This is a genomic window from Sporomusa sp. 246TCP1, from assembly GCF_057319775.1.
Genome location: NZ_CM170492.1, coordinates 4,426,747 through 4,452,503 on the forward strand (window position 1 = coordinate 4,426,747; position 25,757 = coordinate 4,452,503).

At 38.9% G+C, this 25,757-nt stretch carries 22 protein-coding genes; 1 reads left to right on the forward strand and 21 read right to left on the reverse strand.

All coding sequences use genetic code 11. The features are described 5' to 3' along the window. Positions 1–158: 158 nt before the first annotated feature. The 13 genes from AC1ECB_RS20935 to AC1ECB_RS20995 all read right to left on the reverse strand — a co-directional run bounded on the left by AC1ECB_RS20935 (position 159) and on the right by AC1ECB_RS20995 (position 12,257). Positions 159–926, reverse strand: coding sequence for an REP-associated tyrosine transposase (locus AC1ECB_RS20935; protein WP_485665599.1), 768 nt, complete (start codon positions 924–926; stop codon positions 159–161). A 314-nt stretch (positions 927–1,240) separates the two neighbouring features. Further along, positions 1,241–1,495, reverse strand: coding sequence for a hypothetical protein (locus tag AC1ECB_RS20940; protein WP_485665600.1), 255 nt, complete (start codon positions 1,493–1,495; stop codon positions 1,241–1,243). A gap of 1 nt (position 1,496) precedes the next feature. Then, positions 1,497–4,622, reverse strand: a complete 3,126-nt coding sequence (locus AC1ECB_RS20945; RefSeq protein ID WP_485669376.1) for a hemagglutinin repeat-containing protein — start codon at positions 4,620–4,622, stop codon at positions 1,497–1,499. 39 nt (positions 4,623–4,661) lie between these two features. Further along, complete coding sequence (locus tag AC1ECB_RS20950; RefSeq protein ID WP_485665596.1) at positions 4,662–5,429, reverse strand: REP-associated tyrosine transposase; 768 nt, start codon at positions 5,427–5,429, stop codon at positions 4,662–4,664. Between the two features lie 279 nt (positions 5,430–5,708). Then, positions 5,709–6,209, reverse strand: a complete 501-nt coding sequence (locus AC1ECB_RS20955; RefSeq protein WP_485665601.1) for a hypothetical protein — start codon at positions 6,207–6,209, stop codon at positions 5,709–5,711. Positions 6,210–6,217: 8 nt separating this feature from the next. After that, entirely contained in the window at positions 6,218–7,249 is a 1,032-nt protein-coding gene (locus AC1ECB_RS20960) for a hypothetical protein (RefSeq protein WP_485665602.1), read from the reverse strand. Between the two features lie 94 nt (positions 7,250–7,343). Beyond that, positions 7,344–8,555 (reverse strand): IS110 family RNA-guided transposase, encoded by a 1,212-nt coding sequence (locus AC1ECB_RS20965; protein ID WP_485665603.1) that lies wholly within the window; start codon positions 8,553–8,555, stop codon positions 7,344–7,346. 178 nt (positions 8,556–8,733) lie between these two features. Continuing rightward, a complete protein-coding gene (locus AC1ECB_RS20970) occupies positions 8,734–9,078 on the reverse strand; it encodes a hypothetical protein (RefSeq protein ID WP_485665604.1) in 345 nt (114 codons plus the stop codon). 95 nt (positions 9,079–9,173) lie between these two features. Continuing rightward, positions 9,174–9,410 (reverse strand): helix-turn-helix domain-containing protein, encoded by a 237-nt coding sequence (locus AC1ECB_RS20975; protein WP_485665605.1) that lies wholly within the window; start codon positions 9,408–9,410, stop codon positions 9,174–9,176. Positions 9,411–9,807: 397 nt separating this feature from the next. Continuing rightward, positions 9,808–10,251, reverse strand: coding sequence for a hypothetical protein (locus tag AC1ECB_RS20980; RefSeq protein ID WP_485665606.1), 444 nt, complete (start codon positions 10,249–10,251; stop codon positions 9,808–9,810). 22 nt (positions 10,252–10,273) lie between these two features. Next, the gene (locus AC1ECB_RS20985; protein ID WP_485665607.1) at positions 10,274–10,822 is read right to left on the reverse strand and encodes a site-specific integrase; all 549 of its coding nucleotides are present in this window, start codon (positions 10,820–10,822) and stop codon (positions 10,274–10,276) included. 264 nt (positions 10,823–11,086) lie between these two features. Next, positions 11,087–11,389, reverse strand: coding sequence for a hypothetical protein (locus tag AC1ECB_RS20990; RefSeq protein ID WP_485665608.1), 303 nt, complete (start codon positions 11,387–11,389; stop codon positions 11,087–11,089). A gap of 1 nt (position 11,390) precedes the next feature. Then, positions 11,391–12,257 carry a helix-turn-helix domain-containing protein gene (locus AC1ECB_RS20995; protein WP_485665609.1) on the reverse strand — a complete coding sequence of 289 codons (867 nt, stop codon included), beginning with the start codon at positions 12,255–12,257 and terminating at the stop codon, positions 11,391–11,393. A 920-nt stretch (positions 12,258–13,177) separates the two neighbouring features. On the opposite strand from AC1ECB_RS20995, the gene AC1ECB_RS21000 reads away from it, so the two are divergent. Beyond that, on the forward strand, positions 13,178–13,345 hold the full coding sequence (locus AC1ECB_RS21000; protein WP_485665610.1) for a hypothetical protein: 168 nt from the start codon (positions 13,178–13,180) through the stop codon (positions 13,343–13,345). A 170-nt stretch (positions 13,346–13,515) separates the two neighbouring features. Here AC1ECB_RS21000 and AC1ECB_RS21005 read toward each other — a convergent pair whose 3' ends face one another. From AC1ECB_RS21005 to AC1ECB_RS21040, 8 genes are all read right to left on the reverse strand, one after another. Then, positions 13,516–13,995 (reverse strand): SMI1/KNR4 family protein, encoded by a 480-nt coding sequence (locus tag AC1ECB_RS21005; protein ID WP_485665611.1) that lies wholly within the window; start codon positions 13,993–13,995, stop codon positions 13,516–13,518. Positions 13,996–14,009: 14 nt separating this feature from the next. Next, positions 14,010–19,349, reverse strand: a complete 5,340-nt coding sequence (locus AC1ECB_RS21010; protein WP_485665612.1) for a two-partner secretion domain-containing protein — start codon at positions 19,347–19,349, stop codon at positions 14,010–14,012. A gap of 36 nt (positions 19,350–19,385) precedes the next feature. Beyond that, a complete protein-coding gene (locus tag AC1ECB_RS21015) occupies positions 19,386–20,840 on the reverse strand; it encodes a ShlB/FhaC/HecB family hemolysin secretion/activation protein (RefSeq protein ID WP_485669377.1) in 1,455 nt (484 codons plus the stop codon). Between the two features lie 12 nt (positions 20,841–20,852). Further along, positions 20,853–21,092, reverse strand: a complete 240-nt coding sequence (locus AC1ECB_RS21020; RefSeq protein ID WP_485665613.1) for a hypothetical protein — start codon at positions 21,090–21,092, stop codon at positions 20,853–20,855. A gap of 599 nt (positions 21,093–21,691) precedes the next feature. Beyond that, a complete protein-coding gene (gene feoB, locus AC1ECB_RS21025; RefSeq protein WP_485665614.1) occupies positions 21,692–23,539 on the reverse strand; it encodes a ferrous iron transport protein B in 1,848 nt (615 codons plus the stop codon). A gap of 51 nt (positions 23,540–23,590) precedes the next feature. Continuing rightward, positions 23,591–23,809 carry a FeoA family protein gene (locus AC1ECB_RS21030; protein WP_021167836.1) on the reverse strand — a complete coding sequence of 73 codons (219 nt, stop codon included), beginning with the start codon at positions 23,807–23,809 and terminating at the stop codon, positions 23,591–23,593. A gap of 156 nt (positions 23,810–23,965) precedes the next feature. Further along, positions 23,966–24,925, reverse strand: coding sequence for an ABC transporter substrate-binding protein (locus AC1ECB_RS21035; RefSeq protein WP_485665615.1), 960 nt, complete (start codon positions 24,923–24,925; stop codon positions 23,966–23,968). A 69-nt stretch (positions 24,926–24,994) separates the two neighbouring features. Then, on the reverse strand, positions 24,995–25,756 hold the full coding sequence (locus AC1ECB_RS21040) for an ABC transporter ATP-binding protein (protein WP_485665616.1): 762 nt from the start codon (positions 25,754–25,756) through the stop codon (positions 24,995–24,997). Position 25,757 lies beyond the last annotated feature (1 nt).

The following is a 25,757-nucleotide window of genomic DNA, read 5'->3' on the forward strand; positions in this document are numbered from 1 at the left end:
TTAGCTAATGAACCCTCTAATTCATAAACTTGCCCTGCATACTTTTTATTTATAATTCGAATTCCCTGATACGCATTAGCAACTTCCTCAGAACTAAATACCTTCTGTAAATTACCTAGTCCATAAGTGTCGAGGGGACGGGGTTACTGACACTTTACTCATGCTTTTAAAACAATCCCTCTATTAATTCCTGTGAGTCTTTCAATTTGTCGAATTGATAAGTTATGCTTCTGCTTAAGTATTCTTAAGTACGTATTTCTTGTTTGGCAATCAAGTTGCTGTAAATCTATCACATTTTTCAAGTTACATACCGTCTTTATTATAACTCTTGCTTCTTCGTCCGCTATTCGTTGTCTGACATTATTATCAATATCTAAACATTCATGATCTCTTACATCGTTAGTATATTCTATAAACTTTCGTATTCTCTTTTCTCTGTCGTCACTTATCATTTCAAGTAGAAAATTTTTATCGACCAAATTTGCTTGATTTACATATTCGTGAAAGCTACTCCATTTATATTCTTCAACGTGTTTTACCAGTCCCGCTTTAACTGGATTTTGATGAATATATCTTAGTACTGTTTGAAAATATTGATCATCTTCTACTGGTTCACTCTTAAATCGATCTTGAAATAGATTACCTACTCTCTGATATTTATTGTTATACCAATATACATAGCTGCCACATAGTCGGCGCATTACTTGTTCCAATGGCTCTATTCCTATCTTCATCAACAGGTGTACATGATTTCCCATCAAGCAATATGCATAAACTTCATATCCGCTTTTTTCTTTATATCGTTTCAGCGCCTCAACAAATTGGACACAATCTTCTTCGTCTTCAAAAATTGTCTGCCGGTTTATTCCTCTCATAATTATATGGTATATTCCGCTTCTACTCTTCTTTCTTGCTGTTCTTGGCATGCTTTCACCCCCATCCTTATCTTATTTCTTTCTCTTATTCTTGTCAATAACCCCGTCCCCTTGACACTTTCTTGTGGCAACTATTCTGGCAATGGCTATGGGGGTAGTTGTCCGTTTTGTGGCAGTAATGAGTCTAAATCATTCTGATTCACGAGATTTGATTTTTGCAAACTATCAATACGTAATATTATCCAATTATTGTTTGTTCACTAGACGACACCTGAGGTGAAAAGAGAGGTCAGCGGATTTTTCGTTCACTGACCTCTTTTTGTCATGAGTTCTATGTATTAACTTCTCTAAGAAAAGATGTAGTTTTACAAAACATAGAATCCTTCGTCCGGTATTTTACCACTATTAAATAATTCTTCAAGACTTTTTCCATCGACACTTATTGTTTTTACTAACTCTAGCGGGTTCTTGTAGTATTCACTTACTCTCTTACTGTCAGCTACAAAATACCACCCCTCAGAAAAGTGAACAATTCCGTATAAAATGTCATTGTATGTAAACTCAATTTCGCGTCCATCTGATAAATCTTCCATCAATAATTTATAGTCGTAATTATTCATATCACTCTGGTTCTCCTCTCCCATCTGGTCCCCACTTATGTTTATGAGGAAATGTATGTGTTCCATCATCAGTATGATTATAATCTATATCCCAATCCGCATTACCATCTTTGTCGTAATATCTTCTCTGTTTTACACTTCCATCTGGATTTAGTATATCAGCAGAAGAATTTGGTTCTCCAGTCTTAGGCAGTTTTTTCCCATCCACCACAGTATGTTTCTCTGTTGGTTCACTATTTTCTACAGCTTTATCATATTTATAGCTTAAATACTTATTATAAACCCATGAACCAGCCTCATATATTACTCCACCAACTAATATAGCTCCGCCAGCTAATATAGCAACTTCTCCTACCCCTGGAATTGCAACTACTCCAACTACAGCAACTCCAAGATTATTATTCTTAGTACCACTCGAAGCTGTTGCTCCTCCTGTAACAGGTGTTCCACCAGCAATTTCAGCGGCGGCAGCACCTACCACAAAACTTACCCATTGGCGTAGTGCGGGGTCTTTTATATTAGATAACTCTTTAGAAAGTGCTTCATTTACACCTGCACTAAATCCGCCAGATAGAGCGTCTCCTCCACCCATTTGAGCCATAATAGCTCCTATAGCTGCATGAAGTGCAATTTTCTCAGGGTCGCCATCTTTCCACCCTTTTTCTTCACTAATCTTGTGTAATTCACTAAATGCAATTTCTCCAAATAAAGCTGATAATTCCTGTTTTTCTTTAACTGTTTGTTTATCAAATATCTTATTTAATGCGTTTAAAGCTTTACTTGGATCACGACTAAGTTTAGATAAATCTTGATTTGGGTTACTACGTACTTCTATTGTTCCTGGAGAAATGGCTGATTTAGTGGTACTATCTGCATCATCAGATGCAGTTACTCCGATATTTGGAGTAAGACCTAAATCACCTAATTTCATACCTAGAGTAAGTCTACTATTATAATTAACTCCCGTACTGCTTGAACTATACTTCGCCTTGTTCTGTATATCCGAGTAAGTAAGAGTATCGGTGCTAATCTTGTTTTTATCCGGCGTAGCCTCGCTGCTAATGACTGCCCCCTTCAGGTCGGTGTTCTTTCCAACATAAATAGCAAAGCCACCTTGTCCTGCGTAAATACCTGCCTGGTCAATAACACTGCTGTAGTCAGAGTTGGTTTTGCCTGTACTGACAGAACCCTGGGTGGTACTATCTTTACCAATACCAATGCTAATCCCACCATTTTGATTCTTTGCTGTGTAGTTAGCGGTGTCCTGCTGGCTAGCTATGTTGAGGTTGCCGCTAACAGCGGCCAATACGTTTTTGCCTTTGACCTGGGAGCCGAGAATGTTGGCATCTTTACCAGATTTTAGAATCGCAGTATCGTTGGCAATGATTACGCTTTCGGTATATGTGCTGATTTCTTCATTTTCTTTTCCTTTGCTGGAACTTCCACCGATGCTTGCTCCACTAACATTACCTGATGGTGAAACAGAAACTCCTACAGATGTTGAACTTGATTTGCTGTTGGTGTTAGTCTTCTCTATGTTTTGAGCTGATCCGATGTTTAGGTCTTTCTTTGCATCTAGTTTTACATTGGTTGCGTTTATGCTTGTAGCGTCAAGGTTGACATCCTCATGAGTAGCTTTGATAGAAACATTTCCACCTGCAGTCAGGCTAGACATGTTGACTGTTTCCTCGTGGATAGTTCGTTCCATGGTTGTTTTGCTACTGCCTATGCTTATGTTAACGTTTAACCCCTTAGTTATGTTGTTAAGATTTTTGTTAAGATTTTTTAGTGTGTTTAGATCTTTTACTGCTTTGTATTCATAGAGTGCTTTAAGTCGTTTGTCTTGTACATAGCCTGCGTTTTCTATGTTGCTTGCCAAACTAGTTCCAGCATTTATAAGCTCGCCACCTAAGGAAATGCTTAGTCCGCTTTGTTTGAATTCATATTTGTATTGGCTATCGTAAGTATTGATGCTGTTATCAATGGTGACATCTTTAGCGGTAATATTGGTATCTTTACCACTGGTAATAAGCGTGCCTTCACTCTTAACGTTGTTGCCGGCGGTAATATTGACGTTACTAGTAACGGAACCTATGGCGTTGCCTATTTCGGCCTTAACTTGTTCGTCCAGCGTTGTCGTTGTTGACTGCTTTCCGATTGTGATGCCGAATAAGCCGCCACCGCCAAAAATACCGGATTTTTTAACTTTTTTGTAGTGTCCGTCAACACCGGTTTCCTTAGCAATGGTAAGGTTTACATCGCTATCGGCATGGAGTGTGACATCCTTTGTTCCAACAATGTTACTTCCTTTTATCGTAAGGTCTTTACCTGAGTTAATATCTACTAATTCACCGGAGATGCTGCTGCCTTCTACTTCGTTCGTTAAGGAATAGTCGAGTTTATCTGTTGTTTTGGATGAAAATAAACGTCTTTTTTTCTTATGAGTTTGTACCCGTGATACGTGCTGTTCGGTAGCTTCTTGGATGGTTACATTCTTATCTGCATTGATCTTAATTGCACCAGTATCACTATATATATCGCTGCTTGCAATATTGATGTTACCGCCGTTTGTATTATTCTTATTTTGCTGGTTTACTGCGCTAACATTAATATTACCGCCAGCCTGCAGACTACTGTTGATTATGATTTCATCATAAGGACTTTTTCTGGTCCAGTTCTTGCTTGAACCTGTCTTTTCATCTAGGGTTTCTTTATCGCTAACTGTGTTAATGTTAATATTGCCGGAGGTTGATTTGAGGGTGAGGTCTTTGCCCGCCTCTATTTGCGCACTACTTAGATTGGCATCTTGCTTGCTTGCCATGGTTATTTTTCCATCGGCTTGGATGTTGCTGACTATATTGGTAGTTATATCATGCAGATAATTTACTGCAATGGTCTTTTCATTTGTGGTTACTGTACCAATGTTTAAATTGCGTCCGGCATCAATGGCTATATTTTTTTTTGCCGCTAATTGCCCGCCAACGACTTGTACATCCTGGGCAGCAGCGAGCGTTATATCACCGGTTGCGCTTATTTCTGCTGTTTGTCCGGCTATTGTCTTTTCGCTACTTCCGTATTGTATTTTATTTCCTGTCTTGACGACATTGGTTGTTGTCTCATTCTTGATATCAAAAGTGTCGAGGGGACGGGGTTACTGACACTTTACTCATGCTTTTAAAACAATCCCTCTATTAATTCCTGTGAGTCTTTCAATTTGTCGAATTGATAAGTTATGCTTCTGCTTAAGTATTCTTAAGTACGTATTTCTTGTTTGGCAATCAAGTTGCTGTAAATCTATCACATTTTTCAAGTTACATACCGTCTTTATTATAACTCTTGCTTCTTCGTCCGCTATTCGTTGTCTGACATTATTATCAATATCTAAACATTCATGATCTCTTACATCGTTAGTATATTCTATAAACTTTCGTATTCTCTTTTCTCTGTCGTCACTTATCATTTCAAGTAGAAAATTTTTATCGACCAAATTTGCTTGATTTACATATTCGTGAAAGCTACTCCATTTATATTCTTCAACGTGTTTTACCAGTCCCGCTTTAACTGGATTTTGATGAATATATCTTAGTACTGTTTGAAAATATTGATCATCTTCTACTGGTTCACTCTTAAATCGATCTTGAAATAGATTACCTACTCTCTGATATTTATTGTTATACCAATATACATAGCTACCACATAGTCGGCGCATTACTTGTTCCAATGGCTCTATTCCTATCTTCATCAACAGGTGTACATGATTTCCCATCAAGCAATATGCATAAACTTCATATCCGCTTTTTTCTTTATATCGTTTCAGCGCCTCAACAAATTGGACACAATCTTCTTCGTCTTCAAAAATTGTCTGCCAGTTTATTCCTCTTATAATTATATGGTAAATTCCGCTTCTACTCTTCTTTCTTGCTGTTCTTGGCATGCTTTCACCCCCATCCTTATCTTATTTCTTTCTCTTATTCTTGTCAATGACCCCGTCCCCTTGACACTGTTGGCTCAACTGGCAGCTGGGAGCTGTTAGTTGAGCCTTTTTGCGCGCAAAACTTCCGATTGAGGCCTTAATAACCGTCCCCTTGTATCTTTCTGTGCTTGGCACTATCAACCCGCACTTGGGATTTTCACCCGTTAGACTGCGCCCGTGCCGGGCGCACCAAAGAGAGGTCGGCGGATTTTACGTCCGCTGACCTCTCTTTTATGAAAACTACTCCTTATCAAAGACAATTAAATGTTCACTATTTTGACCATTAAACTCTATAAATCTCCAAAATTCATCTTCAAGAGAATCGTTAGGAAATAATTCCAATTTAACTTTTGAGTCAAAATTAATGTATAACCCACCTATTTCATCAGCAGATACTTCCGTAACAATCACTTTTGATTCTAGAGCCTTTTTAAATTCATCTATTTTTTCATCAAATCTATTAGCCCCAATTTTATCCCATTCGAAAACATTATCGTCACTCATACCTGTCTTTGGTAGATAAAAATCGCCGGATGCTACTATTATTTTACTTTCCTTTCTTAACCTCCATGCACATTGAACATTTAAAGCGTAGGTACTTTTAATTTTTTCATTACCATTTCTATCCTTGACGGCAATATTTTTACCAAAACAAAGCCATAGAAGATTTCCCGCTCTCCCTATACTAAGAAATGGTTGACCCAAAAGCATCTTCATTCTTTCTTCTATTTTCCTCTTCATAGAACACCTCATAAGTTTCCTTCTTTTATAGCTTCCGCGATTTCCTCAATTTCTTTATAAGTATAATTTTGCCCTGTTATTTCATCATGTAGCTTTCGTTTCTGCTCTTTGTTTAAACCATGTTTATTCGCAGCATCCCTTGCCTGCTTATTTTGAGCCTGATTATTGCCTGGCGTTCCATCACCAGCCCAAAGAACCAAATCATCCCATGCACTGCTTGCCTCATTAGCTATCCATGTTCCAGTATCAGAAGCCCATGTTGCTATGGCTTGACCAGCCACAACTAATTGCTTCTGTCCGTTTATTATCTGGACAGTAACACATGCTAGAAAGAATGTAGTTCCATTAATGAGTACCTCATGCACTCCATCATGGTTATTTTTCGTCTCACTAACTGAGACACTACCGCCAATTTGTGCATCGCCACCAGCTACTTTTGCAGCAGCACTACCAACAATATAGCTAGCCAGTTGTCGTAAATTAGGATCTTGAATCTTTAATAACTCATTTGCAAGAAGTTCATTAACTCCAGCACTTGCTGCACCTGAAGCAAAACTACCACCAGCAAGTTTAGAAACCAAACCACCAAGTACAGTATATATTGTAGTTTTCTCTGGTCCACCATCTAACCAGCCATTTTTTATCGCTAATGTACCTAACTCATTAAATGCTACTTCACTAAATACATTGGCTAATTCTTTCTGCTCTTGAACTGTCTTCTTATCGAATATCTTGCCTAAAGCATTTAGTGCTCCACTGGGATCACGACTGAGTCCGTTAATATTTGTATTTGGATTGCTACGAACTTCAATAGTTCCAGGAGAAATAGCTGATTTCGTAGTACTATCCGCATCTCCGCTGGCAAGCATACCAATATTCGGTGTCAACCTGATTCTTCCGTTACTGCCGATTCCAATATTTACTCCCATACTATTTGAATTATACTCTGCCTTATTCTCAATATCCGAGTACGTCAATGTATCGGTACTAATCTTATTCTTATCCGGCGTAGCATCGCTGCTAATAACCGCACCCTTCATAAGATAGAAAAATAATCAAAATAAATCCCATTTACTTGTCAAAGGTCATAAACTTAGCGTGTTTACCTTTTATTAAATTTCAACAAATTCCAAATTAATCCTTTAAAACATACTCTGTCTTGTTCTTCATCATCCCATATATGATGTTGATTAACCGCCTTTGGATACAGGTAATCGCTTGAGACTTCTTCTTGCCTTCACTGACTTTACGATGAAAGTATTCATAGCATTCTTTATTTCTTGGTTTTCCACCTCTAGCTGATACTAATTGAACCGCCAAAAAATATAATGTAGCATTTAATACGCGATTGCCTTGTTTACTTCGTTGTTCTTTACCTTTTCCAGCTGAGGAAAATAGCACAGGTGCTATTCCCGCAAACCTTGCTAGTTTATCAGCATTAGGAAAACGGTTAATATCGCCAATCTCAGAGATAATATGACTAGCAGTATTAAGATTAATTCCTGGCATGGTTTCTAGTTTGTAACCTGTTTGAGGTAGTATAATCGCCAATTGTTTATCTACTTCCTTGATTGATGCATGTTTATAGCGTATTTCCTGTACCATGCTTTTGACGATAAAGTCCCGTTCTGATTGATATTCCTTTTGTATATCACCATCTGATTCAATCAGAGATAATATATTTTGCGCTTTTCTAGTTGAACAGGCATTTCTACCAATCTCACGCAGTTCTTTTCCTAATGCTTCTGGAGTAATCCCTTCAAGATGTTTCGGAGAAGGATAATGCTCCCAAAAATATAACGCAGTGGTACAATCGATCAGGGTAAAGAACTTCCTGTAACTTGGATAACTGCACATGAGTTGCGTGTGTAATTGATTTTGCAGCATTTTTGCACTTCTAGCCAAGGAATCACGTCTCTTTACTAATTGCCTGATTGTCCAAAATATGTCTTGATGATTGGCATCTGGTAAAGTATCAGTCATATCGCGTAACGTCTTGGCAATACAAAAAGCGTCATAGTCATCATCTTTAAAAACAGTGGGTGCGCTTAATCTAGCGGAGTTGGTATACGCAGGATTTACATGTTTTACGATATATTTATGCCCTGTTAAATATATCGCTAGATTGCGTCCATAGCCTCTGGTATCTTCTAGTCCAAAAATAGGGTTTAATGAACCAGTGATTTTCTTAATATCATGAATAAATTTATCAAACTTTCCTGGTCGATTCTCAAAGGTTATTTCTCCAAGGGGTTTCATCCAACAGTCAATGACTTTTGCGGTATGCGTATTCTTATGGGTATCGATACCACAATAGGCCATTTGTTGTTTTTGTATGATTTGCATCACTTTCCTTTAACTTGTCATCATAAATCATACCGGCAACCTTCGTAGAAGAGCGTAAGCTATTACTAGCCCGCAAGGGTGCGGCAGCCTATCCATGTCTTTACGTGACCGACTATAAGGATAAAAAAATCCTTACACTAACTACCTATTTGTATAAGTAGCTGGTGTAAATATTTTTTTAATGATGCATCAGGTGATTCTCGATATATGCTCGCTCCCCTTTCGTAAGATACTTTAAGGATTTATTGAAGGTATAAAAATAAACCTTCTGGAGTAATCTGAATTTCTCTGTTGAATCTTCTTCTATTGCCTTTTTTATAGCTGGTATCATTTGCGTAATCCTAACGCCATAAGGACCTGGTTCAATAATATCTTCAATATTGAATTTTTGTTTATTAATTAATGGCGGACAATCTACTGGTCTACATTTCGGACATAATCCTGAATCATCATCATCCTTGGGTGAATAGAATTTTTTACATATGCCACACTTGGGATTTATCGGATAAAAATTGGCGTTCATGGTACACCTTCTTTGTTTTTAATCGTATCCAATCGATTTTCATGCGTAAATGGTTTTTTAATAAAAAATACCTCTGTCAATGTCCTGACAAAGGTTTAAAGGCATCCCAAGAATATGAGTACATCAACTTCTAAGGCATCAGAAATATCAAATAACAGGTTGACCGACCATGAAAATTCACTATTCATGTCATAGTTTTCAATTTGATCAATATACTTCGCGCTACAGTTTACTTGTATCGCCAGGTCTTCTTGTGTCATTCCTCGTCTAGTACGATAAAAGACTATTCTTTCCCCTATCTCTCGATATCGTTTTTTATATTCTTCCTTCATCAATCCCCACTCCTTACACAATCTTCCATAATTTGTTTAATTATATATTGTCGATGAGATTTCGGACATTAAAAAAATCCGCTATTGCTAACGGATAATTATTCAATCACTCAGTGTCACTATGGATACCGTTTATATGATGTTTTATATAAATTACCATACCTTTAAACTTTACATCTAGAAGTGTAAAACTAATATTGCATGTAAAATTTTAACAGCCACTTCATTTCTTTTTGCCATCAAGTGTAATATCATCGCCTGTATGAATCAGTTATTAATTATTTTAATATATAGGTCTTATTTTGATTAAAAAAGGTGTAAAGTGACAGTCGATGGGTAAATTTTACACTTGTAACAGTTAAAATTCTATTTTTATCGCCACCGCCTCACCACTACACTATTTTTTGCTTTTTCTAACCCTTTTCCTTGACGTAAAAAAAATAAAGTCTTGGATTTCGCTCCAGACTTCACATTTATCCATAAAATTAAATTGCTTCGGATACCTATTAATAAATAGCAACGCTTCATGACAATAAAGTAGTGCCTCCTTGCGCTTTCCTGTTACTTCCCATAAACACATTGCCAATTCCATTAAACACCAGACCCTATCCTCTACCTCGGAAAGACTAAAACAATCTTTTTCTTCCGTATTTACTTCAACATCAAGTATTGATTTAAACAATTCTATAGCAGGTGCATATTTTTTTACTCTAAACAATGCTCTTGCCAGTATTGATCTATGTCGCCAATTATCCATATCCTTGATTATTATATCTGGTAACGGAAAATGACTTTCTCTTATATCCTCAATCCATTGTTGATATTTTTTTTGTGTCAGCAATATAAAACCTCCCACTTACAATTTATAGGTTGAGACTTATGTAAACATTATCTAATTCTTCCTTGGTGATGCCAATATATGATAATGTCACACTTGGCGCTGAATGATTGAGGAGTTTTTGAATTCTGGTTATATCTGTGCCATTTATATATGCGTGGTATCCAAATGTTTTTCGTAATGTATGTGTTCCGATTGATTCCGTTATTCCTATTGTTTTGGCTGCTTCACTCAATATCCTGTATGCCTGTACTCTGGTTATGGGCTTGCTACCTTTACGACTGGTAAATAAATAACCGTCAGTTATATTGGTTGTTTTCAGGTATTCATTGATTGCTTTCTTACAGGTTTCGGAGAGGGGAAAATCTTTCATTTTGCCTGTTTTCTGTTCTCTAATGCTTATTCTAGCTTGATTTTTAACATTTTCGACAGTGAGTTTTAGTAAATCCGATATTCTAAGTCCACTATTGATTCCGAGGACAAAGAGTAAATAATCTCTTATATTCTGTCCTCGTAAATAGTTTTTTAATGCGTTTATCTGTTTCTTATTACGTATTGGTTCAACAAATTCCATAGCTTCACCCCTAGATTTAACGTACCTTGTTATATAATTATTATATATTGTAATACATTCATCGTAAACGGATTCTATGGAAGAATATTGAAATGTTATACGAAGGTAACTGCTGTTTATATTCGTGATTATTTTTCCAAAGTAACACAATATAAGTGTGATACTTGAGAGTGCCACAAAAAATGTCCCGTGATTTATGGGACATCCTTTGTGGCGTCAGCTGTTAAGGTTATTTTTTTCTGCGGATAGTGAAAACTGTAAAGTCTATTTGCCTGTTATGTCGTCCCAGTTGTCTGTCATTTCTAAATTCGGGTCTTCTTCGTGAATTACATGTTCTTCGCTATAATGCTTTGGTAATCCATATTTCTCGACTAGTTGATCTAACTGGGGTTTAAGGTCTCTCATACATATCCAATATGGTGCTGCTGGCCAACGTTTTGTATATCGACTCAATAATTGGTGAAATGGGTCTTCTTTCTTGCGAAGGTGTTGGGTTAACTTGGTGCTACTCTTCGGTTGACCCCTAAAGTCTTTTTTGCAAATTGGACAAATATCTGGTTCTCTCATGTTAGTTGCTCCCTTCTTCGTATTGTTGCCATAGTGTTTTGATTTCTTCGATTTTGCGGTATACCGTCATTCGACTGGTTTTCATGTATTTGGCGATTTCCGTGATCGGTAGTCGTTCTGTTATGAGTAAACCCAATAACATACTTTGTTCTTTGGTGAGTTTGGTTTTTATAAAGGTTTCAACGTACTTGTCCATCATGATTACGTCTAAATTGGCGCGATGTTCAAAATGCTCTTTTAAAGTGGGTTCGGCCTGTAGTAACATGATCAATTCCTCCTCATTGTTAAAATCGAGTTGCTTGATTGATAGATTTTGATACGTTTTATGGTTATAGCGGTTATTGATATTGCCGGTGAAATTACGTACTGCCTGTTTATAATACGCGGCGATGTCTCTTGTATTTCTGGTTCGGTCATTGGGTGTCCATTGGTGTATGGCTTTTATCAATACGGGATAAAGTACATCTTGCAGGTGGTAATATTGATGGTCAACTAAAAATAATCGTTTGGCGGTAACGGTAAGTCCTCGAATAACATATTTATTAAGGTAAGATTGGGTAAGGTCTTTGAGGTATTTGTCCCATACTTGGATAAAATAGGTTTCGTCATTGGTTAGTTTGTACTTAATGAGTAAGGTATTGAGGGTTTCAAAGTCTAGTTGTTTCCAACTGTTGATATTTTCTTCTTGTTCAATAAGACGTTTGAATCGTTCATCTCTTTCTTGGCGTTCGCGTTTTTCCTGTTCATATTCTTCCGGAGTGACGAGTTTACCGGAGAACTTGGATAGAATGAGACTACACATATATTCCCAGTTTCTATCTAATTCTTCTTGTTGTTCAGGTGTTAAGGGTTTTCTTTTAATTTTCATGGTATAATCCTCCGTTTGATTTTGATTATTTATTATTTTTTTGTGGTGGTGAATCGTCCATAATAAACTCAAACGGTAGGAATTTATTAACGCGTAGTGCTCCGCTTCGCTTCGCACTGTCATTTATTCTTTTATTTATATATTTTTTCTATTTCCGCGTCTATAAATAACTGTTTTTCCTTTTTTTATTTTAATATATAAATATTACAAAATATGGGATGTGTAACATAAAAATTACACTTTTATTAAAAATATTTTAAATGCTCTTGTTGTATTTGATAAGAAATTACCTCAAATATTATGAAATATGGCTCTGATTGTATTGGGGTGCGTAAATAATTATTATTTTGTGACGGTATAAATATAAAAGACAAAAGGTTTCTCTTAAACAAGAGGAACAAATGGAGAACTACAAGAGAACTATGAAGGAACAGGATACTTTATTAATTCCTTTTATGGTTTGGGAACTGCTGTTATTTTTAAAATCCTTATATATTGGCGGCTGGTGTAACTATTAATAACTATTTTTCCGTTTTTTAAATTTAATATTTAAATATTACAAAACCGGGAAAGTGTAACATCATTTTGGTGATTTTTATAAAAATAATTTTTATCCGTGACAGTGTGACATGTGACAGAGATTTGTCATTAGCTTACCGGGTGATCTCTGTTGTACGATTTTCATCTGGTAATATATTTTATTGTACCCGTTAATAAAAAATCATCAGAAGTCACTATGGTAACTCTGATGATAGACTGATGCATATTTGATTATTATTTAATGAGTCAGATTCAATAAAACCTTGATTTTACTGGATTCATGATAAATTACATAAAAGAACCTCTGTGACGAAAACTCCGTTTTCGTCATCAACGACAGGTGATATATTAAAATTATTATTACAAAGGAGGTTTTATTAATGTACGATAATGTAAGAAAATGTCCGAATTGTGGTAGTGATGCACCTTATTTTGGTTCTTTGATGAAATGTAAGGATTGTGGCGGTACTTATTGTGGCAACTGCTCCGGCAATGGCTATGGTGGTAGTTGTCCGTTTTGTGGCAATAATGAGTCAAAGTCCTTCTGATTCACCAGATTTGATTTTTAGGAATTATTAATAGGTAATCTTATCCAACTGCTATTTTAATCACTAGACGACACCTGAGATAAAGAGAGAGGTCAGCGGATTTTTTCCGTTGACCTCTCCTTTTATTTAACAAATATACTTTATACTTTTGATATACTATGTTTTCATTTCTATGAAATTTCCAATTCCAACTTAACTCTTTGAAGCAAAAATTCACCAAAATCACTTGAAATAACTTCATACTTTTGGTATTCCAAATCAACCCCAGGAACAAATACAACTACTTTAAGTTCACCATCAGAATTTTGTTTACTAAAATCCAAGCAGAAGAGTTCCTCACTTCCCGTATCGTAAATAACAAGTAAATGATCTGGTAAATTAATCTTTTTTCTTTCTTCTAAAGTATACCAAATTGCATCTGGGACTCGCGAATTATCAAAATCCTCTCTAACAATTCCGTAAATCTCTTCCGCTCCAAAACAAATTGCTCCAAACTTAAGTAGAAACTCTTTGTAACTTTTTGGAAAAGATAAATTCAATCTTTTCTCTGCTTTCCTAATTAATGCCTCTGATATTCCCCCTATAAAATTGGTCATTTCACTATTCTTTTCGATTAGCTTTATTGCATCTTCATAATCTCTAAAACTCATGTGAATTCCCCCTATTACTTAAAATCGGTTGCTCTGTTCTTCCAGTAATTCTTCTTCCAAGCGTCGAATGCATTTCTATCAATTCCAGATGGAATAGTATTAGGGTTAATATGTATTACCTTTGTATTTTCCTGATGGAAAGATTGAGTAACTTCAGCTATTGCACTATCATTCGTTTGGGTCATATGATGCAAATTTATAGATTTACCATCTGGGCCAATGGGAGCAATTCCCTGCTGCATTCTTTGTAAATTTGTTCTGCCATAATCATCTACAAGATTTGGGTTTATCAAATCATTTCTCTGATAAACTTTAATACCACCAACCTCAGTTGCTTGAGTCCAATATCTACGAGCTTCACCAGTTACTTCAACTCTTTTTATCCTATCTGCTGTGACTTCAACATTTCTCGCTTTGCTAATTTTTTCAAGTTTACTTACTAACTTTGGACTCACCGCTAATTTTTCAGGTTCTGGAACGGTACTTGCAATGAAGTACGCTGCTTCGCCTGATAAAATTCCCACACGATAATCATAAGTGTTTTCATCAATACTTCCATTTGAAAAAGCACTTTGAAGGTTATTGTACTGTGATAGCCAATCCCCACCTATTGCATTTGCTATCTCTTTAAAGACTGCGCCAAATCCTTGTTCTTTTCCTAAAACATATATTGCCCCTGCTGTATCTTTAATGGCATCTATCGTTTCTTTCGGATTGGCAAATACAAAGTAAATTCCTTCTACATCACTTTTTAGGCCATCAACTATTCCCTTTGCTATTCCACTCGCTCTATGAGCAAGGTCATTATTAGCTGTTCCTGATACCGCAGTAGCAGCTCCTGTATCAGCACTGCCTCCTATTACTTTTGCTGCTGCAGCACCAATTATGGCACTACCCCATTGTTGTAAATCTGGCGATAAATTTTTAAGAATATTTCTACTTGCCTCAGCAGTTCCTGCGCCAACAGCACCTGAAGAGAAGCTACCTCCACCTAGCTCAGCGGAAAGACCACCAATCAAAGCATGTAATGCTGTTATGTTTGTTCCACCTTCACCCCATGGAGCAAGTTGTGATTGTATATCCCTATATTGTTGTGCTAGTTTTTCATCTTTTTCAGCCTTTTCTATATTTCCATTAGCACGGTCTTTTTTGGCCTGTTCATCATACTTATCAGCCAATCCACAGGCAATATCCGCTTTATCTTGTTGATTTCTAGATAATTCGCCAATTGCTTTAAAAGCTTCTTCACAAAATACTTTAGCTAGTTCTTGCTTTTCTTGAACCGTTTTCTTATCAAATATTTTGTCTAAAGCATTCACTGCATTAGCAGTATCACGACTTAAACCACTGATATCTTGGTTTGGATTGCTTCGTATTTCAATCGTACCATTAGCAATCGCTGATTTGGTGTAACTGCTAGCATCGCCATTAGCAGTTACACCGATATTAGGAGTAAGACCTTTATCTTTATCCTTTACATCTTTGCCTGCTGCGTAGCTAACACCTGTACTGCTCGCGCTGTACTCCGCCTTATTTTGAATATCCGAGTAAGTAAGAGTATCCGTAGAGATTTTATTCTTATCCGGCGTAGCATCGCTGGAGATAACTGCCCCCTTCAGGTCGGTGTTCTTTCCAACATAAATAGCAAAGCCACCTTGTCCTGCGTAAATACCTGCCTGGTCAATAACACTGCTGTAGTCAGAGTTGGTTTTGCCTGTACTGACAGAACCCTGGGTGGTACTATCTTTACCAATACCAATGCTAATCCCACCATTTTGATTCTTCGCTGTGTAGTTAGCGGTGTCCTGCTGGCTAGCTATGTTGAGGTTGCCGCTAACAGCGGCCAATACGTTTTTGCCTTTGACCTGGGAGCCGAGAATGTTGGCATCTTTACCAGATTTTAGAATCGCAGTATCGTTGGCAATGATTACGCTTTCGGTATATGTGCTGATTTCTTCATTTTCTTTTCCTTTGCTGGAACTTCCACCGATGCTTGCTCCACTAACATTACCTGATGGTGAAACAGAAACTCCTACAGATGTTGAACTTGATTTGCTGTTGGTGTTAGTCTTCTCTATGTTTTGGGCTGATCCGATGTTTAGGTCTTTCTTTGCATCTAGTTTTACATTGGTTGCGTTTATGCTTGTAGCGTCAAGGTTGACATCCTCATGAGTAGCTTTGATAGAAACATTTCCACCTGCAGTCAGGCTAGACATGTTGACTGTTTCCTCGTGGATAGTTCGTTCCATGGTTGTTTTGCTACTGCCTATGCTTATGTTAACGTTTAACCCCTTAGTTATGTTGTTAAGATTTTTGTTAAGATTTTTTAGTGTGTTTAGATCTTTTACTGCTTTGTATTCATAGAGTGCTTTAAGTCGTTTGTCTTGTACATAGCCTGCGTTTTCTATGTTGCTTGCCAAACTAGTTCCAGCATTTATAAGCTCGCCACCTAAGGAAATGCTTAGTCCGCTTTGTTTGAATTCATATTTGTATTGGCTATCGTAAGTATTGATGCTGTTATCAATGGTGACATCTTTAGCGGTAATATTGGTATCTTTACCACTGGTAATAAGCGTGCCTTCACTCTTAACGTTGTTGCCGGCGGTAATATTGACGTTACTAGTAACGGAACCTATGGCGTTGCCTATTTCGGCCTTAACTTGTTCGTCCAGCGTTGTCGTTGTTGACTGCTTTCCGATTGTGATGCCGAATAAGCCGCCACCGCCAAAAATACCGGATTTTTTAACTTTTTTGTAGTGTCCGTCAACACCGGTTTCCTTAGCAATGGTAAGGTTTACATCGCTATCGGCATGGAGTGTGACATCCTTTGTTCCAACAATGTTACTTCCTTTTATCGTAAGGTCTTTACCTGAGTTAATATCTACTAATTCACCGGAGATGCTGCTGCCTTCTACTTCGTTCGTTAAGGAATAGTCGAGTTTATCTGTTGTTTTGGATGAAAATAAACGTCTTTTTTTCTTATGAGTTTGTACCCGTGATACGTGCTGTTCGGTAGCTTCTTGGATGGTTACATTCTTATCTGCATTGATCTTAATTGCACCAGTATCACTATATATATCGCTGCTTGCAATATTGATGTTACCGCCGTTTGTATTATTCTTATTTTGCTGGTTTACTGCGCTAACATTAATATTACCGCCAGCCTGCAGACTACTGTTGATTATGATTTCATCATAAGGACTTTTTCTGGTCCAGTTCTTGCTTGAACCTGTCTTTTCATCTAGGGTTTCTTTATCGCTAACTGTGTTAATGTTAATATTGCCGGAGGTTGATTTGAGGGTGAGGTCTTTACCCGCCTCTATTTGCGCACTACTTAGATTGGCATCTTGCTTGCTTGCCATGGTTATTTTTCCATCGGCTTGGATGTTGCTGACTATATTGGTAGTTATATCATGCAGATAATTTTTTGCAATGGTTTTTTCATTTGTGGCTACTGTACTAATGTTTAAATTGCGTCCGGCATCAATGGTTATATTTTTTTTTGCCGTTAATTGCCCGCCGACGACTTGTACATCCCGGGCAGCAGCGAGCGTTATATCACCGGTTGCGCTTATTTCTGCTGTTTGTCCGGCTATTGTCTTTTCGCTACTTCCGTATTGTATTTTATTTCCTGTCTTGACGACATTGGTTGTTGTCTCATTCTTGATATCAAGACCAGCAACAAGGTTGACTATATCCCCTGTTATTTTGCTATTTTGATTGACTATATCCTGCCTGGTGGTTATCTGAATATTTTTTGCGGTAATAACAGCTCTCTTATTCGTTATATCATCAGCATGTATGGTTATATTACCATTAGCTTTAATCGTGGCCGACTGATTCAGAACCGAGCTAAAAATGGTGGCGCCATCTTTATTATCTATCAAACTTGGAGCGTTAAGCCTAAATTCTTTGGTGCCTGCCATCATGGCGAAGCCACCGGTATTGTCTATTGTTTTCGCATTTATGGTCAGACTGTCAGCTTTTAGTGTCCCGGTATTGTTCACATCATTGCTTTCTACTTTGATAATGTTGCCAGCTACAACTATTACCGTGGATTTTATGTCATCCGCCTTGGCCCTGTCAACCGGTTGTCCGTTTTTTCGTTTGTCAATGCCGCCGATTATGATATTTCCCTTGCTAAAAATGGTGGCGTCATCTTTATTTACTATCAAATTTGAAGCGTTAAGCGTAATATTTTTGTTGCCTGCCATCATGGCGGAGCCACCGGTATTGGCTATTGTTTTCGCATTTATGGTCAGACTGTCAGCTTTTAGTGTCCCGGTATTGTTCATATAATTGCTTTCTACTTTGATAGTGTTGCCAGCTACAACTGTTCCCGTGGATTTTATGTCATCCGCAGAGTTAATAGTTATGTTACCGCTGCCAGTAATCTTGCCACCCAACGTTATTTTACCCTTATTGTTTAGGATGAGATCCCCACTCGTGGCTGTTAATGTGCCTTTGCTGGCTACGCCCACGCCGCGTTCTGTACCTACCAGTTTTATTTTGTTAGCAAACATTCCTCCTAAGGCGCTAACATCAAGAGCAACTTGGGGTTGATTGTTGTCACCAAAGATAGTTTGGGGGACATACTTTTGACGTTCCCCTTCCAAAGTATGGATTGGAGGGATGTCGACAAAGATAGTTTGGGTGGTTAGGGTGTTGTTTTCAACATTGTTCCTGCCTGTTACCACGTTAAGTTCTTTGGCCCAGATACCAGCGTTGACTTTGACTGCCTGGCTGATTAGATCAACACGGTCAGTTTGGGTCGCATTAATGCCTTTTCCCTCTACACTTATATTACCACCGATGACGCGAAATGCGTCCAGACTGCCGCTGCCACCAAATACGGGCGCGCCAGTGGTAAGAACTCCCCGGCTTGTATTAATGAAGCCAAAGCCATTGCCAACAATACCATTACGGTTGGCAATAATTACATCTGCCCGTTGACCGGCTACTTCTAAGTAACCGCCAAGGTTACTAATATTTTTACCGGTAACTTCGTTTAGGATGATACGGGCGGAACCGCCTGCTAGCTTGGAATTGCCTTGTATGTACCCTGCAAGTTGAGTCTTGGTTAATGCAAATGAGTTATTAAGTATAAGTCCTTTACTATCTATATCAAATTGTTGATATAGATTACGCGAGATCCCAGCTGCTGACGGTGTGGTAATTTGTACGACCTTCGTACCGTTTTGAGCGCTGTTTATGGTAGGTTGATTTTTAGCTGCTGCACTAGTATCGGCTACCACTTGAGCCCCGCTAAGGGCTGGCTGCAAACTAAATACACCTAGCGCTATCCAGGCTATTAGCTTTTTAAGCTTACTTTTCTTTGACGAAAAACCTGTCATTTTTCCCCTCCTAAAATGTGATTTTTTAAACCATACCTATAACTGATAAAGCAGTTGGAATCCGAAAACGTGATTCGCCACTTTCATACCAGCCGGGTGTTTAATTGGTATACCGATAAATATGTCGTATTGGGCTTCTGCCAGGTTACCCCGCATACCAACCGTTGAGCCAACTAAGGTTTTACCAAGGGCTTGGTTGGCAGATGCTCCTCCAATTCTACCAAAGTCTAGGGCTAGATAAACTTCCGAATTAGATTCTTTGATTGGCTTACTTATTTCGTTACGGAAATACCACCCATTTTCGGCGGCAAGTGTCTGTTCGCCGTCAAATCCCCTCACAGTATAGCGATTGCCTATACTCAGGAATTCCGCAGCGTACAGCAAGTCTTTGGTATATTGCATGTGAAAAACAGCATAGTAGTTAACCTTGGTTTTGCCGATGGTAACTGGGGTTGTTAAGCTAGTGTCCAGTGTCAAAATGTTATATTTAGTGGTTGGCTGGTCTTTATCACTATCTGCCGGATCAGTCTGGGCTCCAAACCAAGGTACACCTCGCTTGTATGCCAGATTGTAGTCAACTACTGTTTGTCCATTATATTGCCTGTGGTTGATCGACAGTTTGACGGCTGAAGTATTTCGTCGCTGAATCTCAATCTCAGTATCACCTACATAGGATTTACTTAACGATTTTATCAGACCAACGCCTAAACTGGTTTTTCGTTTCTGATCGCGATATACTAATTTTTCCGCTTTTAATTCAAGATTTCGGGTTCGTCCCGATGATCTAATTGCAGTTCCCAAGTTGTCAATTGTCTGGTAATGTTTAAAATCAGAGCCTGATAGAGAGTAAGTCCAATATCCCTGAGGAACTGAAAAACTAAAATTTTCTCCTCGAGTGCCATATTGATAGTTATTTCTTTCTGCATCACTATTAAAGGAAATATCGAATAAATCATTGACGCCAAAGAGGTTATTCAAGGTAAACGTCCCCGCCGCTTGCAGTTTGCCAGTGGCTTTGCTGCCGGAGTCATCTAACGCCATCGCAATTCTCCAAGGTTTTTTCTGGTTTACTGTGATTTGTACTATTGTTTCACCGGGCTTATCCCCCGGTAACAGTTGCATCTCCGCATCTTGTGATGGAACACGTTTCATTTGCTCCAGTCCCTGTTCCAAATCACGCAAGTTAAGGATATCTCCGGCTCTTGCGGGAAAAGCGCTTTTCCAGTCGACCCGAATTTTAGTATCTGACAGCTTAATTTCTTTAATCGTCCCGGGAACAACTTGCAAGGTGAGAACACCTAACGATATATCTTGCTCGGGAATAAGCACTCTTGTTGTTATATAGCCGCGGTCGATAAAGGCATTGGTCAGCATTTTCACTATGTTGTTTATTCCTTGCCAGCCAATCTTTTGACCTTGGTACTTGTTCATAAGGTGGCATACCCAAGGAAATTTAGCTGCTTCATATCCTTCAATCTTAATCGTGTTTATGGTGAAGCTGGGTTACTCGTCAGGCAATTCTACAGTTTCTAGGCTTTGTTTTCCTTTTTGCAGTAAAATATCCTTACCCTGTTCACGTTGAATACGTTCTTGTTCTGCTTGGCGTGCTTTGCGATTTTGTTCTTCAATGGCGGTTTGGGATGGCGGCGCCGCCCATGTAATGTTTGTGGCGGTAAGTGGAGTTATTAGGATAAATATGCAAATCTTAGTTAATAGTAAATATTTGTGAGTATTCTGGATCATTAATGGTCTCCTATTTTGTTTTTAAATATAAAAAGTCAATCGCAATAACACACGACAACTATATGGTCTGCGAATTTAGTTATGTGTAAAACACAAAATAATGTCGGTACAGATACCAAACATAATGAGTATTTCTACCATAAAGTTAATTAATAATTTATTAATAAATTATTAATTAACTATTAATTCTATAAAAACCATAAATTCCCTTTGTAAATTATACAATTTTGTATAAAAAAACCATTTTGAGGGTGTGAGTACAAATTTTAGACATAAAAAAACACTCTTTTTTCACCTTTGCCTCCATAGCGCAGACTCAAACCTTGTCCCTTCTTTGTCCAGCCGTTTCATCCTTCGGGGGGAGCACCGCCAAGTTACTGTCATGCCAGGCGCACAAGAAAACCCCCTGAGCCAAAGACTCTGGGGGTTCTTTCTATCCGGAACATTTATTTTTTCCCTTGCACTTGCTGCAATTCCCATTACACTGGGTTAAAAGCAGCTTATTACATCGGGGGCAGCGTATCTTCCCTGAATCACAGGTCATCTTGCATTGGGGACAAAGTTGCTGTTCCAATACGAATCACCTCTGCTTTGTTAACTCAAATAACAAAAGCCGCTACAATCGCACCAATGAGGAATGCAAATACCCACGAGCTAAGCCAAATCAAAGCGCCCTCTTTATTGCCCCGTTCTTTAAATATCATAATGACAGTGGCAACACACGGCACAAACAGCGTAATAGTTACCAGTGATACTAAGGTCTGTGCCGGTGTAAGGGCCATATCATTTAAACCAGCCGCCCCAAAGTCGCGGCGAATAAGACCCATAATAAAAGCAGTTGCTGTCTCTTTTGGTAATTTTAGTAACCCTTCTGTTAGCGGGGCTAAGGCTAATTGAATACTTTCCAACAATCCGCTAAGCTGCAGCCCTGAAATAATAAGTGCTCCCAACATAAATAGAGGCGTAGCTTCTAAGAGAAACGCATACGACTTGGTTACTGTCTTTTTTAATACATTTTCACCACGTGGTAAACGGATAGGCGGCAAATCAATCAAGAGATCCGAAGACTCTCCTGGCAATACTTTGTGGAGAATCTTGCCTGTTATCCCTAATACCAATAAAATAACCAGAATGTAAATCGCAATAAATTTGGCGCCAATGCCTGCTAACATACCGGCAATAACACCAAGTTGTGCCGAACAAGGTATAGCCAGACCCAGCACCGCGGTCGCAATTGTCCGCTCACGCTTGGTTCCTAAAATTCGCGTCGTGATAGTCGCCATAGTTACACAGCCAAAACCCAAAATTAAGGGAATAATAGCCCGTCCGTTTAAGCCAATACTGGTCATAACACGGTCAACCAGTGTAGCAAGCCGCGGCAGATAACCTGAATCCTCCATAATTGACAACGCAAAGTAAAAACCGACAACTAAGGGCAGCAGCAGTCCCAGGACATAGGTTACCGTCATCGTTAATATACCAAATTCACCAATTAGGATCGTACCAATTATCGATTGTTCACTAATAAAGCGTCCAACAAAATCCCGCACTACCGGCTCATACAGGCCCTGCATGACTGTTTCCTCAGTAAAGCCGACAATATCCTGGGCTACAAGAACGCCAATCAGATAATACATAGCGTATAGTACTAGAGCAAAGATAGGTATACCTGTCCAGGGCCGCAACATATACCGGCCTAGTATAGTACCAAACGTCGCACCTTCTTGTGTTTCGGTTACTACATGCTTGACGATATCATTCACACGGTGACGGCGGTCGTGATAAATCTCCTCCCGCAATTCACCTGGCGGTACCCCATGGCGCTCAGCCACATGAGGATCACCTTCAAGTACAAGTAATGCTTCACCCCAGGAACCAATCCGGTTCATCATACTTTCCAGCCTATTCTTCAGCTTTGAAGGTATGATCCCGGTACGAGCTTCAAAGATCCGGTTCTTGACCTCAGAAACACCTTTGCCCTTAACTGCTATTGTCGCAATGACTGGCACACCTAATAGATCCTCAAGCAAATCAAGATCTATTTTTAGCCCTTGTTCTTCAGCCTCATCCATTAAGTTTATGGCAATAATGGTAGGAATACCAGTATCAATAACCTGCAGCGTTAAAAATAAATCACGTTCCAAATGCACAGCATCAACTACATTTAAAATTAAATCAGCAGACAAAATAACATCTCTGGCCACCGTTTCCTCGTCATTAAAGGAGGAAATACCATATACGCCGGGCGTATCAATGACTACATCTTTACCATAACGGCCATGAGATATATCAACAGTGGTCCCCGGGAAATTCGACACATCCACATACATGCCTGTTAATGCATTAAAAAACACTGACTTTCCCACATTAGGATTACCCACTAGAACTATCTTCTTAGCTCCCTCAGGAATATCTAAATGAGTTAAGTTATTATGACAATGGTCCATTCTTTCCTCCACTGGCTACCTGAGAGCCTTTCTATTGTAATAATTCTCCCTCTAAGCTGGCTGCACCTCAATATTTTCGGCTAAACGGCGCCCAATCGCAATCTCTTGCTTGCCTCTGCCGATAACAACTGGGCCAGCAGGCAATTTTTCATAACATTCTACTTCAGCGCCCTCGGCAATACCGAAGCGAATGGCTTGAGCCCGGATAGTTGGATTAGGAATGGCAGCAATTAAAAGACGCTGACCACGTTTTGCTTGTGAAAGTGTCATGATATATTTCCCCCTTCAGTATTGATAATCATTATCAGCGCTTACGTAAAAAATTTGCGCCATTTTGATGTTGACGCGTAACTGATATTTATTCTCAGTTTTATTATATGAATTCAATGACACCTTGTCAAGCAGGACTTTTACACTCTTGCAATTTCATTTTTCTGATTGATCATTATATACTTCGGGATAAATCAGTTTAGCCAATTGTTCAACACCTTCAGCCAGCCGGAAGGTAGGACTGGAGACAACCCCTTCGTCAACAATATAGACTTTACCCTCTCGTACTGCCTTTATCTTATCAAATCCTGGACGCTGTTTTATACTATCAGGCGTAACGCCTGGATTCATCGGGCCGCGTTGTGCCAGAAAAATATCAATTTCCTCAGCCTTCATTAATAAACGTTCGCTGCCGTAAGCAGCAATACTGCTTGCAGCTTTCAAAGGCTGCGCATCGGCGGCCGCATTTAGCCCTCCAGCCAGTTTAAGCACTGTCCCCGGCATACTAGCAGGCGTAATTGTCCGGTATTCGGTTGCTGTGGCCTCAAAATACACCTGTTTTTTAATCGGCGCCTTAGCTGTATGCTCGGCGACTTGGTTAAGCTTAGCATGAAAAGCAGCCAGTTTATCGTCAGCCTGCTGCTCTTTGCCTGTCAGGATGGCCAGCTTTTTAATATAACTGTCAAATTCCTCAAACTTCTCCGGATAAAGACAAACTACTTTGATATTAGCCTGCTCCAAAGTCTTGACAAAATCAGGGTGACTTTGCTTAATAAACGGTCTAATAATGACCAAATCAGGCTCAGCCGCCAATACCTTTTCCGGATCGGCCCGATAGTCAAATACAGGCTTGTTTTTGGCCGCCGGATCAGATTCTGCCGGACTGACGCCGATGATCTCAGCCTCAAGACCCAATGCTAATAGATTTTCGGTATGTGCGGAGTACAAAGAAATAATTCGTTTGGCTGGCTGCTTAAGGACTATAGTCTGATTCAGGTCATCGGTAATTTTTATTATACCCTCGTTAGCTGTGACTGCAGGTTTGGAAGTACCACAACCAGCTATAACTGCCAGCAAGAGAAGAAGAATAACCAAGTAAAACGCTTTATTTTTCATAATCCACTTCCTCCAGGAATTTCTTAACCACCTACACCCCTAAAGGGTTACAAGCCAAATCTTTTCCTATTATAGATTGGAGAGGACGGCCAAACCTGTCTCACCCGCCCGAACCACTTTGATGTGGAATACTTCACCGATAAGTTCAGGGTCAAGTACAGTCGGAGCCGAGCCATACTTAATCAGTTGACCCGCCTTTAAAACAACGGCCTCAGAACAAAAGGTACTGACAAGGTTAAGATCATGAATAATTGACACCACTGTCAGCCCTTCCTGAATAGATAACTTTTTCAACAGGCTCAGGCACTTAATACTATAGTAAATGTCCATATTAGAAAAGGATTCGTCTAAAAATAAAACTTCCGGCTGCTGCGCCAGGGCCTTAGCAAATAGTACCCGCTGTCTTTCCCCGCCGCTGAGCTCGGTGACCAACCGTCCGGCAAAATCAAGTGTATCTGTAAGCCGCATGGCATTTTCAATAATCGCCACATCTTGGTCAGTCAGCCCTTGCAGTCTTGTTTTATAGGGAGTGCGCCCCATGCCAACAATCTCCAGGCAAGTATAGGGAAATTTGATATCCATGTTTTGCGGCATAACAGCAATATGGCGGGCCAGTTCTTCAATCCGGTAAGAACCGATATCCCGCCCCTTAATGCTAATATTGCCGGAAGTCGCCTGCAACTGCCCGGTAATAAGATTTAGCAGTGTTGTCTTGCCTGAGCCGTTGGGCCCGACAATGCCGCAAAAGCAACCGTGCCTGATATTCAGGTTGATGTCTTTGAGCACAGGTTTAGCCCCATAGCCAAATTGTATATTTTCTACTTTTATCATA

Excerpts from the sequence above, each read along its gene's own strand:
- feoB (WP_485665614.1), bottom strand. The coding sequence starts at position 23,539 with ATGGACCATTGTCATAATAACTTAACTCATTTAGATATTCCTGAGGGA.
- AC1ECB_RS20960 (WP_485665602.1), bottom strand. The coding sequence starts at position 7,249 with ATGAAGGGTGCGGTTATTAGCAGCGATGCTACGCCGGATAAGAATAAG.
- AC1ECB_RS21030 (WP_021167836.1), bottom strand. The coding sequence starts at position 23,809 with ATGACACTTTCACAAGCAAAACGTGGTCAGCGTCTTTTAATTGCTGCC.
- AC1ECB_RS21000 (WP_485665610.1), top strand. The coding sequence starts at position 13,178 with ATGTACGATAATGTAAGAAAATGTCCGAATTGTGGTAGTGATGCACCT.
- AC1ECB_RS21020 (WP_485665613.1), bottom strand. The coding sequence starts at position 21,092 with ATGATCCAGAATACTCACAAATATTTACTATTAACTAAGATTTGCATA.
- AC1ECB_RS21010 (WP_485665612.1), bottom strand. The coding sequence starts at position 19,349 with ATGACAGGTTTTTCGTCAAAGAAAAGTAAGCTTAAAAAGCTAATAGCC.
- AC1ECB_RS21005 (WP_485665611.1), bottom strand. The coding sequence starts at position 13,995 with ATGAGTTTTAGAGATTATGAAGATGCAATAAAGCTAATCGAAAAGAAT.
- AC1ECB_RS20985 (WP_485665607.1), bottom strand. The coding sequence starts at position 10,822 with ATGGAATTTGTTGAACCAATACGTAATAAGAAACAGATAAACGCATTA.
- AC1ECB_RS20965 (WP_485665603.1), bottom strand. The coding sequence starts at position 8,555 with ATGCAAATCATACAAAAACAACAAATGGCCTATTGTGGTATCGATACC.
- AC1ECB_RS21035 (WP_485665615.1), bottom strand. The coding sequence starts at position 24,925 with ATGAAAAATAAAGCGTTTTACTTGGTTATTCTTCTTCTCTTGCTGGCA.
- AC1ECB_RS20955 (WP_485665601.1), bottom strand. The coding sequence starts at position 6,209 with ATGAAGAGGAAAATAGAAGAAAGAATGAAGATGCTTTTGGGTCAACCA.
- AC1ECB_RS20990 (WP_485665608.1), bottom strand. The coding sequence starts at position 11,389 with ATGAGAGAACCAGATATTTGTCCAATTTGCAAAAAAGACTTTAGGGGT.
- AC1ECB_RS20940 (WP_485665600.1), bottom strand. The coding sequence starts at position 1,495 with ATGAATAATTACGACTATAAATTATTGATGGAAGATTTATCAGATGGA.
- AC1ECB_RS20935 (WP_485665599.1), bottom strand. The coding sequence starts at position 926 with ATGCCAAGAACAGCAAGAAAGAAGAGTAGAAGCGGAATATACCATATA.
- AC1ECB_RS21040 (WP_485665616.1), bottom strand. The coding sequence starts at position 25,756 with ATGATAAAAGTAGAAAATATACAATTTGGCTATGGGGCTAAACCTGTG.
- AC1ECB_RS20970 (WP_485665604.1), bottom strand. The coding sequence starts at position 9,078 with ATGAACGCCAATTTTTATCCGATAAATCCCAAGTGTGGCATATGTAAA.
- AC1ECB_RS20995 (WP_485665609.1), bottom strand. The coding sequence starts at position 12,257 with ATGAAAATTAAAAGAAAACCCTTAACACCTGAACAACAAGAAGAATTA.
- AC1ECB_RS20950 (WP_485665596.1), bottom strand. The coding sequence starts at position 5,429 with ATGCCAAGAACAGCAAGAAAGAAGAGTAGAAGCGGAATTTACCATATA.
- AC1ECB_RS20975 (WP_485665605.1), bottom strand. The coding sequence starts at position 9,410 with ATGAAGGAAGAATATAAAAAACGATATCGAGAGATAGGGGAAAGAATA.